This window comes from Stenotrophomonas sp. WED208, assembly GCF_040984485.1.
GTDB lineage: Bacteria > Pseudomonadota > Gammaproteobacteria > Xanthomonadales > Xanthomonadaceae > Stenotrophomonas > Stenotrophomonas riyadhensis.
Genome location: NZ_JAZARB010000001.1, coordinates 1681542 through 1694407 on the forward strand (window position 1 = coordinate 1681542; position 12866 = coordinate 1694407).

11 protein-coding genes are annotated in these 12866 nt (G+C 65.9%); 7 read left to right on the top strand and 4 right to left on the bottom strand.

All coding sequences use genetic code 11. From position 1 onward, the window contains the following. The first annotated feature begins 22 nt into the window (after nt 1–22). Nucleotides 23–2551, top strand: coding sequence for a membrane-bound PQQ-dependent dehydrogenase, glucose/quinate/shikimate family (locus tag VPH47_RS07430; protein ID WP_368850414.1), 2529 nt, complete (start codon nt 23–25; stop codon nt 2549–2551). A gap of 43 nt (nt 2552–2594) precedes the next feature. On the opposite strand, the gene VPH47_RS07435 is transcribed toward VPH47_RS07430, so the two are convergent. Next, the gene (locus tag VPH47_RS07435) at nt 2595–3584 is read right to left on the bottom strand and encodes a zinc-dependent alcohol dehydrogenase family protein (RefSeq protein WP_180859952.1); all 990 of its coding nucleotides are present in this window, start codon (nt 3582–3584) and stop codon (nt 2595–2597) included. 118 nt (nt 3585–3702) lie between these two features. Between VPH47_RS07435 and VPH47_RS07440 the strand changes: the two genes are divergently transcribed. The 3 genes from VPH47_RS07440 to VPH47_RS07450 all read left to right on the top strand — a co-directional run bounded on the left by VPH47_RS07440 (nt 3703) and on the right by VPH47_RS07450 (nt 6663). Continuing rightward, the gene (locus VPH47_RS07440) at nt 3703–4608 is read left to right on the top strand and encodes a LysR substrate-binding domain-containing protein (RefSeq protein WP_153856003.1); all 906 of its coding nucleotides are present in this window, start codon (nt 3703–3705) and stop codon (nt 4606–4608) included. 108 nt (nt 4609–4716) lie between these two features. Continuing rightward, nucleotides 4717–5169 carry a DUF4952 domain-containing protein gene (locus VPH47_RS07445; RefSeq protein ID WP_368850415.1) on the top strand — a complete coding sequence of 151 codons (453 nt, stop codon included), beginning with the start codon at nt 4717–4719 and terminating at the stop codon, nt 5167–5169. 63 nt (nt 5170–5232) lie between these two features. Next, a complete protein-coding gene (locus VPH47_RS07450) occupies nt 5233–6663 on the top strand; it encodes a serine hydrolase domain-containing protein (RefSeq protein WP_368850416.1) in 1431 nt (476 codons plus the stop codon). A 16-nt stretch (nt 6664–6679) separates the two neighbouring features. Here the strand turns inward: VPH47_RS07450 and VPH47_RS07455 are convergent, their stop codons facing one another. Then, nucleotides 6680–7072 carry a DUF3037 domain-containing protein gene (locus tag VPH47_RS07455; RefSeq protein ID WP_005417377.1) on the bottom strand — a complete coding sequence of 131 codons (393 nt, stop codon included), beginning with the start codon at nt 7070–7072 and terminating at the stop codon, nt 6680–6682. Beyond that, nucleotides 7050–7826, bottom strand: coding sequence for a HipA family kinase (locus VPH47_RS07460; protein WP_180854831.1), 777 nt, complete (start codon nt 7824–7826; stop codon nt 7050–7052). Before VPH47_RS07460 ends, VPH47_RS07455 begins: the two co-directional genes overlap by 23 nt. A gap of 456 nt (nt 7827–8282) precedes the next feature. On the opposite strand from VPH47_RS07460, the gene VPH47_RS07465 reads away from it, so the two are divergent. From VPH47_RS07465 to VPH47_RS07475, 3 genes are all read left to right on the top strand, one after another. Next, nucleotides 8283–8612 (top strand): hypothetical protein, encoded by a 330-nt coding sequence (locus VPH47_RS07465; protein ID WP_153856006.1) that lies wholly within the window; start codon nt 8283–8285, stop codon nt 8610–8612. Between the two features lie 169 nt (nt 8613–8781). Then, nucleotides 8782–11244, top strand: coding sequence for a prolyl oligopeptidase family serine peptidase (locus VPH47_RS07470; RefSeq protein WP_153856007.1), 2463 nt, complete (start codon nt 8782–8784; stop codon nt 11242–11244). A 199-nt stretch (nt 11245–11443) separates the two neighbouring features. Continuing rightward, entirely contained in the window at nt 11444–11764 is a 321-nt protein-coding gene (locus VPH47_RS07475; RefSeq protein WP_368850417.1) for a hypothetical protein, read from the top strand. A 13-nt stretch (nt 11765–11777) separates the two neighbouring features. Here the strand turns inward: VPH47_RS07475 and VPH47_RS07480 are convergent, their stop codons facing one another. Continuing rightward, complete coding sequence (locus VPH47_RS07480) at nt 11778–12761, bottom strand: hypothetical protein (RefSeq protein WP_368850418.1); 984 nt, start codon at nt 12759–12761, stop codon at nt 11778–11780. Between the last annotated feature and the right edge of the window lie 105 nt (nt 12762–12866).

Here is a 12866-nt window from a genome sequence, read left to right on the forward strand (position 1 = left end):
ATGCTGCCCCCGGAGATCGACGATGTCCGCCACGCCGCAGTCCGCTACTGCCCCCGTCCGCGCTTCCCGGCATCCCCTCGTTACCGTGCTGTCGCTGCTGCTGGTCGTGCTCGGCCTGGCCATCGGCGGCCTGGGTGCGTGGCTGCTCAGCCTGGGGGGATCGGCGTACTACGCCATTGCCGGGCTCGGCCTGCTGGTCAGTGGCATCCAGTTGTTCGGCAACCGCCGCAGCGGCGCGCTGCTGTACGCGCTGGTGTTCATCGGCACGCTGCTGTGGACCTGGTGGGAATCGGGCAGCGACTACTGGCGCTGGGTACCGCGGCTCGGGCTGGTGACCGCGCTCGGCATCGTGCTGGCGCTGCTGGCGCCGACCCTGCGCGAGCCGGTTTCAAAACGCCTGTCGCGCAGCACGGCGGGCGTGCTGATGCTGGTGTTCGTGGCCGCCTTCGGATTGGCGTTCGCGCCGCACGGCGAAGTGGACGGGCACCAGCCGTTCCCGGAAGGCGCAGTCAGTGCCGGACTGGAACCTACGCGCGATACCACGGGCCTGCAGCCGGCCGACCAGCCCGCGGATGGCGACTGGCCTGCGTGGGGACGCAGCAATGCGGGCACCCGCTACTCGCCATTGCAGCAGATTACGCCAGCCAATGTGGCCACGTTGCAACCGGCCTGGCAGTTCCGCACCGGGGATATGCCGAAGAAGCGCTGGGGCGCGGAAACCACGCCGCTGAAGATCGGCGACCGCCTATACCTGTGCACCGCGCGCAACCGCCTGATCGCGCTCGATGCCGCCAGTGGCAAGGAGCTGTGGCGCTTCGACCCCAAGGTGAAGGACGCTTCGATCCCGTACACCGCCGCCTGCCGTGGTGTGAGCTACTACGAGCAGCCCAGCACGCCGGTCCTTGCCGATGCCACGCTGGCCGATGCCGCGGCCGATCTGGCGCTGCCGGAACCACCGCCCAGCGTCACCCGCAGTGCTGCGCCGGGCACGCGTCCGGCCTGCTGGGCGCGCATCATCGAAGGCACGCTGGACGGCCGTATCATCGCGGTGGATGCGGACAGCGGCCGTCCCTGCGCGAATTTCGGCAACAACGGCCAGGTCGATATCACCCTGGGCATGGGCGAGGTACCGCCCGGCTACGTGTCGATCACCTCGCCACCGGCGATCGTGCGCGGGGTGATCGTCACCGGTCACCAGGTGCTGGATGGTCAGCGCCGCGACGCGCCGTCGGGCGTGATCCAGGCCTACGACGCGATCACCGGCAAGCTGCGCTGGGCGTGGGACATGGACCAGCCCGAGCACAACGGCCTGCCACCGCGCGAGCAGACCTACACGCGCGGCACGCCGAACATGTGGACCACGGCCACCGGTGATGAGGCGCTGGGCCTGGTCTACCTGCCGCTGGGCAACTCCGCAGGCGACTACTGGAGCGGCTCGCGCACGGAAAACCAGAATCGCTACTCGACCTCGCTGGTGGCGATCGACGTGGCCACCGGCAAGCCGGCCTGGCATTTCCAGGCGGTGCGCAAGGACGTGTGGGATTACGACCTGGGTTCGCAGGCCAGCCTGATCGACTACCCGACCGCTGCCGGCAAAGTGCCGGCGATCCTGTTGCCGACCAAGCAGGGCGACATCTACATCCTCGACCGCCGCAACGGCCAGTTGCTGAGTGCTGCCGAGGAGCGCAAGGTGCCCATCGGTGGTGTTGAACCCGAGCAGCGCTCGCCCACGCAACTGTTCTCGCTGTACCACACGCTGCGCCGCGAGCATGAGCTGACCGAACGCGACATGTGGGGCATCACCCCGATCGACCAGCTGGTCTGCCGCATCCAGTTCCGCAAGGCCTACTACGAAGGTTTCTACACGCCGCCGAGCAGTGACCGCCATTCCATCGAGTACCCCGGCTACAACGGCGGCTCGGACTGGGGCAGCGTGTCCATCGATACGCGTCGTGGCGTGATCGTGGCCAACTACAACGACATGCCCAACTACAACCGGCTGGTGCCGCGTGCCGAGGCCGATCGCCTGGGTTGGCTGCCGCGCGAAAAGATCCGGTTCGACAAGGGCGGCGCTGAGGGCGCGGGCGACCCACAGGTGGGCACGCCCTATGCCATCCAGGTGAATGCCGGTTGGCGCCTGCCGTTCACCGGTCTGCTGTGCAAGCAGCCGCCCTATGGTGGCATCCGTGCCATCGACCTGCGCACCGGCAAACTGCTGTGGGACCGCCCGTTCGGCAGTGCACGTGGCAATGGACCCTTCGGCATCCGCTCCGGCCTGCCGATCGAGATCGGCACGCCGAACAATGGCGGCTCGGTGGTGACCGCCAGCGGCCTGATCTTCATCGCCGCCGCCACCGATGATCTGCTGCGTGCCATCGACCTGAAGACCGGCAAGGAACTGTGGCACGCCAAGCTGCCTGCCGGTGGCCAGGCCAACCCGATGGTGTACGAGCAGGGCGGGCGCCAGTACGTGGTGATCATGGCCGGCGGCCACCATTTCATGGAAACCCCGAACGGCGATTACGTGATGGCGTTTGCGTTGCCGAGGTAACCGCATTGGAGGCGGTGGGCCGCCCCCGTTGCATGACGCTGGATCACACCGTCACTACCACCTTGCCGATCTGCTCGTTCGATTCCAGGTAACGGTGTGCGTCCTGGATCTGCGTGAACGGGAATACCTTGGCGATCTTCGGCGCCAGCGTGCCCTGGTCCAGGCCGTTGACGATGAAGGCCTTGGCACGTGCCAGCGCGGCATCGTCGGAGACGATTTCCGAGTACAGGTAACCCTTCAGCGTCAGTGACTTGCCCAGCACGTTGAACAACGGGAACGGGGTGGGTTCACTGCTCAGCGCGCCGTACTCCAGCAGGATGCCGCCACGCGCCATGGCTTCGGTCAGCGGTACGAACTGCGGGCCACCGATCGGATCGAACACCACGCGGGCGCCGGCACCGCCGGTGATGCGCGCGACTTCGGCCACCAGATCCTGTTCCTGGGTGGCGATGACATGGGCGGCACCGGCGTCGAGCAGGGCCTGGCGCTTGCCCGGGCCTCGCGTTACCGCGATCGGCGTGGCGCCCACCGCGTTGGCGATCTGGATCGCGGCGAGTCCGACGCTGCTGCTGGCAGCGGTGATGATGACGAAATCTCCGGCGGACAAGTGCGCCTGCTCCAACAGCGCCCCCCAGGCGGTGACGTACTGCATCCACACTGCGGCGGCCGTTTCAAAGTCCAATGCCTGCGGATGCTTGACCACCAGTCGTGCCGGCACGTTGGCCAGTTCGCCGTAGGTGCCCCAGCGCGCGATATCCAGTGGCGGCACCACGCTGACCGCATCGCCTGTGGTGAATCCGCTCACGGCACTGCCGACGGCTTCGACCACACCGGCCGCTTCGTAGCCGAGGCGACTGGGGAACTGCGCCTCCTGCAGGTAGGCGCCGTTGCGGAACATCACCTCGGCGCGGTTCAGGCCGATGGCCTTGACCCGGATCTGGACTTCGTCGGCGGCGGGGGCGGGAACGTCGATGTTGTCGATGCGCAGTACATCGGCGTTACCGTATTCGTGGATGCGGACAATCTGGCTCATGGGGGCTCCTGGACAAGGCCAGCGCTGAGGCCGGCGGAAAGGTGAGGCCTACTGTGCGCGTGGCCTGCATCCAGAATAAGGGGTAATCTTGGGTTTCATTGAAAAACAATTGTTTGCAATGGACCTGATCGCTCCCCTGCGTACCTTCGTGAAAGTGGCCGAGGTCGGCTCCTTCGCCGCTGCTGCCGACGCGCTGGACCTGTCGCCGCAGCTGGTCGGCAAACACGTGCAGTCGCTGGAACTCCACCTGGGCGTGCGCCTGCTCAACCGCACCACGCGCAAGCAGAGCCTGACCGACTTCGGCCAGGCCTACCTGGCGCGGGCGCGGGTGATCCTGGAGGAAGTGGAGGGGGCCGAGCAGCTGGCTGAAGTGGCGCGCGGGCGGCCGATGGGGCGCCTGCGCATCAGTGCGCCGGTCACCTTCGGCGTGCACGCGCTGGGCCCGGCGGTGGTGGCTTACATGCAACAGTACCCGGACGTGCAGGTCGATCTGAACCTGTCCAACAGCCTGGTGGACATCGTCGAGGACGGCTACGACCTGGTGTTCCGTACCGGTGACCTGGCCGACAGCGGGCTGGTGGCACGACGGCTGGGGCCGTATCCACTGGTCCTGTGTGCCTCGCCGGACTATCTGGCCTCGCGCCCGGCCATTACCCATCCCGATGACCTGAGCCGGCACGAGTGCCTGGGCTTCGCGCATTCGGTCATCCGCACGCGCTGGAGTTTCCGCGATGTCGATGGCAGCGTGCTGACCGTACCGGTGTCCAGCCGCTTCATGGTCAACCAGGCCGAACCGCTGTTGACTGCGGCCGTGGGAGGGCTGGGATTGATCCTGCAGCCCTACGAAATGCTTGCCGCCGCACTGGCGCGTGGTGAACTGGTGGAAGTGCTGCCGGACCATGTGCCGGTATCGACGTGGATCAACCTGGTGTATCCGCGCGACCGCCAGCTGACGCCCAAGCTGCGCAGCTTCCTGGACTTCTGCGTGGCGCGATTCAGCGAACAGAGCATGGCGCGGCGATAGCGAGGCCATCGGGTAGCATGGTTGCCATCAACTGCGAAGGATCGCGCCCTCATGTCGTTTCATTGGCCACAACGTGCCGCGCGCGTTCTGCCCCTGGTGCTGCCCGCATTGCTGCTCACCACCGGATTGCCAGCTGCCGAGCATCCAGCGCAGGCGCTGGCGGAGTGGGAAGCACACGGTCGTACTGAAGGCCTGGCCCGACCTGACACGGTCTGCCAGGACTTCCTGCAGGCAATGGGACGGAAACCAGAGGGACTGGAATACATCGGCTGCAGTCAGGACGATGCGTCCTACATCAAGCCGATGGAAGCCCACTACCGGGTTGCGGGTGCCGGGGCAGCGAAGATCGAAGCCTTCCTGCACGCAACGTTCGGCCTGCCGGCGTTGCGTTACGTCTGCTGTGGCTGGAGCAGCGGTGAACCCTATTACTGGCGCGAAGGTCCGGACGCGGTGAGGTACCAGATCGGCATGGGCGTGGAATCCCTGCCGCACGCGCAGAGTGAATGGCATCGCATCGAGGCATTCAATGTAACGGTTGAGGTGTTTCGCCAGAGTCCCTAGCGCCGATGCGGCGGACGCAGCCTTGGTCTAGGATGCATCCAAGGATCCCGCAAAGGAACGGCCATGAAGGCGGTTGGACGTTTGTTTCTCTGCAATGCGCTGGCCTGTTCGGTTCTGATGGCTACCCCGGTTTTTCCAGCAGTAGGCGCAACCTCTGCCGAGCGTGCACATCCACGTGCGCAGGACGCCATCGATGACTGGCTGGCAGCCTTCAATGCCGGCAGCCTCGAGGATCTGCAGGCATTCGCCGATACCTACGCGAAGAAGGAGGGCAGCGGCCCCAGGGACTATCTCGAGTTCCGCGGGAGTACCGGCCCACTGCGCGTACTGGAAACAATCCAGAGCACGCCCAACCGGGCGAAGCTGCTGGTGCTGGGCCAGCTGAACGAACGCGCGATGTGGGTGACGGCCAGCATGGACCCGGACAATCCGGCGCACCTGAAGCAGTTCCAGATCGAAGGTACTGAAACGCCGGACAAGTACAAGCCAGGGCGTGTTGCGTTGCCTGCCCTGATGGCGGATGCCGAAACGAAGCTGGAGGCACTGCGTGCACAGGACGCGCTGTCGGGCGCATTGCTGGTGGCACGTAACGGCGAGGTGCTGCTGGACTGGCGCGGTGGCGAGGCGGATCGCGAAGGCGGGATTCCGGTGGATGCGGGCACACGCTTCCGGTTGGCCTCGTCCAACAAGATGTTCACCGCCGTGGCCCTCCTGCAGCTGGTGCAGGCCGGCACGGTGGGGCTGGACGATACGATCGGCAGGCACCTGCCGGACTATCCGAACAAGGCCGTTGCCGATGAGGTGACCGTTCGCCAGCTGTTGACCCACACCAGCGGTCTGGGCGATTTCTTCGGTGATGATTTCGATCAGTATTCGGCCTCGCTGAAGACGCTGGATGACTACGTGCAGCGCTTCGCGAAGGACGCGCCGCAGTTCACGCCTGGCAGCCAGGACAGCTATTCCAACTATGGCTTCATCGTGCTTGGGCGGATCATCGAGGCCGTCTCCGGGCAGTCGTACTACGCCTATGTGGAGCAACACATCCTGCGCCCGGCAGGCATGACCGGCACCGGCTTCGAACCGGAAACAGTGACGGTGCCACAGCGCGCCGTCGCCTATACGAAGAAGGATGGGCAATGGGTCCGTGAAACGAAGTCGCTGCCCTGGCGCGGCATGTCCGCCGGTGGCGGTTACAGCACGGCCACCGACATGCTGAAGTTCGCCGAGGCGCTGCGCAGCGGAACGCTGGTCTCACCTGCATTGCTGCAGCAGGCCACCACGGCGCAGAACCACAAGCGTTGGTACGGCTATGGTTTCGTGGTGCAGGGCGAGGGCAGGGAGCACCAGTACGGCCATGAAGGCGGTGCGCCCGGCTCCAACAGTGCCATCGTGGTGCTGCCTGCACAGGGCTATGTGATCGTTGGGCTGGCCAATGTCGATCCGGATGCGATCGGTAACGTGGTCAACTACATCGCGCGACGGGTGCCGCTTTGATCGCGATGCGTGCCGGTCATTCCGGCACACGCACCATCTTCGTCATCAGGTGTTCCACCACACCCGCCGGGTCTGCCGTGCGACCGACATGCGTGCTCGACATCTGCACGACCGAGCTGCGCTTGGCGGTGAGGAAATGGAAGCGCGCGCGCGCCGGCAGCTGCGCGATCGGTCCGGCGCTGGCATCACCGCGGCAGATTGCCACGATCGCATCCAGCCACGGTTGCAGCGCGTCCTGGTCCAGCGCCGGCGCGAACGCGTGCAGGCGTGCCGGATCGATTTCGATGGCCGCCTCCAGATGACGCGCGCCCGGGCAGGAGACGATCACCCCGACATTGATGAACTCTTCGCGTTCCACCCGCGGTACCACGCGGATGACTGCATAGTCATACGTGTGCAGCGTGGGCACGGATGGCCTCCTGCACGAACACCGCACGAACCTTCAGGCGGTGCTTGAGATAATCGATGTAGCCTTGGCGATAGGCCTGCGGGCTGTCGAATGCCGGCTCGTTGACCAGCCAGCTGTCCGGCACCAGGCCGACGATCCGCTCGATCTCGGCATCGGTCAGGCGGGCGGCCAGTTCGGCATCCACCTCGGCGATGCGGCTGGCGAACGACAGCAGCACATGGTCACGGATCAGTACGAAGGGCTTCTCGCAGGCATCTCCGGCGTTGGCCCAGTCGTGATGGAAGTACATCGCCGCGCCGTGATCGATCAGGTACAGCCTGCGGTGCCACACCATCAGATTGGGATTGCGCGTGGTGCGATCGACATTACTGGTGAATGCATCGAACCAGACGATGCGCGAGGCCAGGTCGGCGTCCACCGGCATTGCTGCCGGGTCGTAGTTGATCGCACCGGGCAGGTAGTCCAGGCCCAGGTTCAGGCCTTCGCTGGCGCGGATCAGTTCCTGGATTTCCGGGTCCGGCTCGGTGCGGGCGAACTCGCGGTCCAGTTCGACGAACAGGATTTCCGGAATCGGCAGGCCCAGAGCACGTGCCATTTCGCCGGCAATCAGCTCGGCGATCAGTGCCTTCGGGCCCTGGCCGGCGCCACGGAACTTCAGCACGGCCATGCCGTCGTCATCGGTCTCGACCACAGCGGGCAGAGAGCCACCTTCCCGCAAGGGGGTGATGTAGCGGAGGGCATGTACGGTGCGCATGGGCGCATTCTAGCGTGGCGCCGGGGCAGGCGTGCCTCAGCAGAGCGGGGCGCCAGCTTAATGAACGGGTACCACGCGAACCACCTTTTACAGGTCGCCCGCAATCTTCACTTGTTCCTTCCGCGCAGAGTGGCAGCATTCGTTCCAACGGAGCAACACACCCGCGTGTGACCTTCAACAGGAGGCCCTCATGCCGCTACAGTGCAGCTGTCACGCTTCACCGTGTATGCAACGCAACGCGTGGTGTTGACCTTGACCTGACACGGTCACGCCATCGGTACGGATGGCCGTCCCCCGCAGTCCCAGACACCTTTCACCCATCGCGCCCCGGCGTTGCCCGGTTGGTCCTGCGATCCAGGGACTTGCGCCCCAAGAGAGATCCCTGCGTTGCCATCGACGCTGGCAACGTGGGGCCGCCGAATCCACGCTATCCCCACAGGCTTTGGAGGTGCACCGATGAGCGACGAATTCAATCCCATGCTGCCCCCACTGGACGATGCCAAGGCCGAGGAAATGATCGGCAAGGTCGTGCTGGTCGGTGTCACCCGCTATGGTGGCGACGGCCAGGTGCAGGGTCTGGAGCAGTACGCGGGCACCGTGCTGCGCATCAGTGCCGACGAAGGCGTGGTATTGGCCGACGAAGGCGATGGTCATGAGCGTTACCTGCCGCCCATGCTCGACCAGTACCAGCGGGCCGAGCCCGGCGAGTACCGCATGCGCAACAGTGGCATGATCGTGGTCGACCCCGATTACCTGACGGCCTGGGATCTGCACGCCCAGCAGTGATGACAGGCCACGCCTGGCAGGGGCCGGCCCATCGCCGGCCTCTCCGCGTGCGTCCCACTTTGCCCCATCCGGCCACTAGTCCTTCCGGCCCATTCCCGTTGCCTCCTGCGGTGCTAGATTCGGGCCCTTGCCCGTCCTCGGGCGCCCATTCACACCCCAGGGGATAAGGATGCTGATCCGTCGAACCTCTCTGGCGGCGGCTGTTGCCGTTGCCACCGTCGGCCTGCTGGCCGCTGGCCCGGCCTTCGCTGATTACGCGAAGCCGCCGGAACACCTGCTCAAGGTGCTGAAGGCACCGCCGCCGCCGGCACCGAACGTGGCCCCGGGCGGCCAACGCCTGCTGCTGACCACCGCGCAGACCTACCCGTCGATCAGCCGCGTGGCCCAGCCCTACCTGAAGCTGGCCGGCGTGCGCCTGGAGCCGAAGAACCGCAGCCGCCATGACACCCCCGGTGGCTATGGCATTCCGGCCTGCGTGGCCGACTTCACCCTGGTTGATATCGGCAGCGGCAAGGAAACCAAGGTCAACCTGCCGCAGGGCTGCGCCACCGGCGCGCTGTGGTCGGCCGACGGCAGCCATTTCGCCTTCCAGAACGCGGTCGATACCAGCGTGCAGCTGTGGGTCGGCGATGCCGCCACCGGCCAGGTGAAGCAGGTGCCGAACGTGCAGCTGAACCCGATCTTCGGCAACACCGTGCAGTGGCTGGGCGGCAGCCACAACCTGCTGGTGAAACTGGTGCCGGCCAACCAGGGCCCGGCGCCGTCCAATGGTGGTGTGCCGACTGGCCCGGATGCGCAGGAGTCGCTGGGCAGCAGCGGCGAAAGCAGCACCTACGAGGCCCGCGACACGCTGACCAGCGTGCATGACGAAAAACTGTTCGCCTACTACGGTGCCTCGCAGCTGGCCGTGGTCGATACCGCCGCGGGCAGCGTGCGCCCGGTCGGGCAGCCGGCGCTGTTCAACGAGGTCAGCGCCGCGCCCGATGGCGTGCATGTGCTGACCGAGTCGATCAAGGCACCGTACTCGCATGCCGTGACCTACCAGCGCTTCGCCAATGATGTGGCGGTGCTGGATATCAGCAACGGCCGCAGCACGCCGATCGCCAGCCTGCCGCTGGCCGACCGCGTGCCGGTGCACGGCGTGCCGGAAGGCCCGCGCGGTTTCGACTGGCGTGCCACCGATCCGGCCACCCTGGTCTATGCCGAAGCGCTGGACAAGGGCGACTGGAAGGTCAGCGTGCCGCATCGCGATCGCGTGTTGATGCTGAAGGCCCCGTTCAACGGCAAGCCGACCGAAATCACGCGCACCGCGCAGCGTTTTGAGGGCTTTGCGTGGACCGCCGATCCGGCCGTGGCCTTCCAGTACGAGAACGACGAGAACCGTCACTGGATGCAGACCCGCGTCGTCGATGTGGACCAGCCGAAGAAGGAAGGTCGCCTGCTGTGGGACATGTCCAGCGATGAGCTGTACGGCAACCCCGGCAATCTGGTCTTCACGCGTTTGCCGAATGGCGCGCAGGTCGTGCGCCAGGACGGCAACCATGTGTTCCTCAGCGGCCGTGGCGCCTCACCGCAGGGCGACCGCCCGTTCCTGGACCGCCTGGACCTGGGCACGCTGAAGAGCGAGCGTCTGTTCCGCAGCAGTGCCGATGCCTACGAACAGTTCCTCGGTTTCAGCAACACGCCGGGCCGCTACCTGACCTGGCACCAGTCGGTGATCGATCCGCCGAACGCCTTCATCCGTCAGCAGGGTGAGTCAGTGGCCGATGCGAAGGCCGGCGAGGCGCAGTTCGCGTCGACCACGACCGCGCTGACCAAACTGGTCGACCCGACCCCGGAAGTGCGCCAGATCAAGAAGCAGTTGGTGACCTACAAACGTGCCGACGGCGTGGACCTGTCGTTCACCCTGTACACGCCGCCGGGCTACAAGGAAGGCCAGCGCGTGCCGGCGATCCTGTACGCCTACCCGGCCGACTTCGCCAACGCCGCGCAGGCGGGGCAGGTGTCCGGTTCGCAGCAGACCTTCACCCGTCTGCAGCCGTACCGCCTGATGCTGCTGGCCGGCTACGCGATCATCGACAACGCCTCGTTCCCGATCGTGGGTGACCCGAAGAACGCCTACGACACCTACCTGGAGCAGCTGGAAGCCGACGCCAAGGCGGCCGTGGACAAGGCCGTGGACATGGGCGTGGTCGACCGCAACCGCATCGGCGTGACCGGTCACAGCCACGGCGGCCTGATGACCGCCAACCTGATCGCGCACACCAACCTGTTCAAGGCCGGCGTGGCGACCAGCGGTTCGTACAACAAGACCTTCACCCCGTTCGGCTTCCAGAACGAGCGTCGCTCGGTGTGGCAGGCGCAGGACGTGTACCTGAAGGCCTCGCCGTTCTTCTACGCCGACAAGATCAAGCTGCCGCTGCTGCTGGTCCATGGTGAGGACGACGCCAACCCGGGCACCGAGCCGTTCCAGTCACGCAAGCTGTACCAGGCCATTCGTGGCAACGGCGGCACCACCCGCCTGGTGATGCTGCCGAACGAACCGCACTGGTACACCGCGCTGGAGTCCAACGAGCAGCTGGTGTCGGAGATGCTTAACTGGTTCGACACCTACGTGAAGAACGCAAAGTAAGGGCACAGGAAGGCCGCCCCAGGGCGGCCTTCCTGCATCCTGTAGAGCCGAGCCCGTGCTCGGTTGCTTGTTCGCCTGTAAACAGATTGAAGTGCTCTGCAATCAACTGTGGAGACTCGGTAACGACGTGTTACCGGCACATTCGCGGGCCATGAAAATGGTCTAGTCTGATCGTGTAAGTCCGTCCCGGGTCGATGCAATGAAAGCCATCCTTCTTGCTGCAGCGTTGTCGTTGGTCCTGGTCTCAACTGCAAGTGCTCAGCCGCTGCCTGCCGAGCTGGCGCAGCTGGGGATCATCGCCGGCATGCCTTACGCCAAGGCCAAGCGCCTGCTGGACGCCGCCGGCTGGCAGGCGAAGCCGGCGCAGGGCGCGCCGGAGTCACTGGAAGGCTTTCCCGAAGTCGGATGCCAGAAAGGCGGAAAGCAGTGCGCAACGATGTTTGAAAAGGGCGAACAGCAGGTCGCGGTGCGGCTGGGCACTACCCTGGCAGGGCAGCCGTTCGTGCAGGGCGCTGACTGAGCGTCTGCCGCACTCACGCCAGCGGTAAACGGTCCTGCGCGTGCGCCAAACGATCATGCAGCTCGCGCACGTGCTCGGCCTTGGCATGCACCTGGGTGGCATCACCGAAGCTGCGCAGATAGGCGCAGGCCGCGAAGCCGGCGCTCTTCTTTTCGTACTCGGCAATCCAGGCCAGTCGATCCGGGTTGTTGGCCTGTTCGGCTGACCACGCGGCCACCGGCGGGCGGATGCGGTACTTCAGGCCCACGCGCCACGGCTTCGGGGTCAGTCGCGCACGGAAGCAGTGCTGCAGCCGGCACATGCGTGCGTACAGGGGGTCGGTGCCCAGTGCCTTGAAGAACGCCTGCAGCTGCTCGTCCTCGGGCGAGAACGTGGCATGCATGGCGAGCACGCGCAGGCCAGCCGGCGTGCGGTAGGTGCGCAGGTGCCACTCCGGATGCTGTTCGCTGAAGGCCGCGACCCGCTGCAGGGCCACGCCTTCGGCGCCGCCGGCTGCGGCCAGGCGGCGCTTGCGCTGCATCAGCATCGCGGTGTTCACCAGCACCACGGCCGCCACACCCAATACCAGTCCCACCAGCCAGTGCCACAGCAGGGTGCCGATGATGGCGCCAGCGAACAGCAGCACCGCGGCGATGAGAGCGGGCATCACGCAGCCCGCGGGTGGTTGCGCATGGTCGATGTCGGCAAACAGTACGTCCGGTGTGTTCAGGCACAGCGCCCCGTAGCTGTTGCGGGTGATGATGACATCGCCGTCGCGCCGTACGATCTGCTCGCGGATCGGCACCCCCTCCACGCCGTAGTTGCTGCGCACTTCGCGGCGCGGCAGCGCCTGCCCTGCAAGGATGGCGTTGAGCGCTTCGTTGGCACGGCGGTCGGCGTGCGCCTGAGCTTCGGCAGGGCTTTCGTCGGACCAGCCGAAGCGGCGCACGACCACCGGCCGGCCGCGGAAGCGGGCCTGCAGACGGGCTTCGGCCCAGTACGCGGGAACGATCATCATCGTGCGGTGCTCCATCTTCCATGGCAGGTGCCGAAGCGAGTCTGGCACAGCGGAGGGGCGCCCGCATCCGACTGCTGCGGCGGGCTGGGTGGAGTGATAGATTGC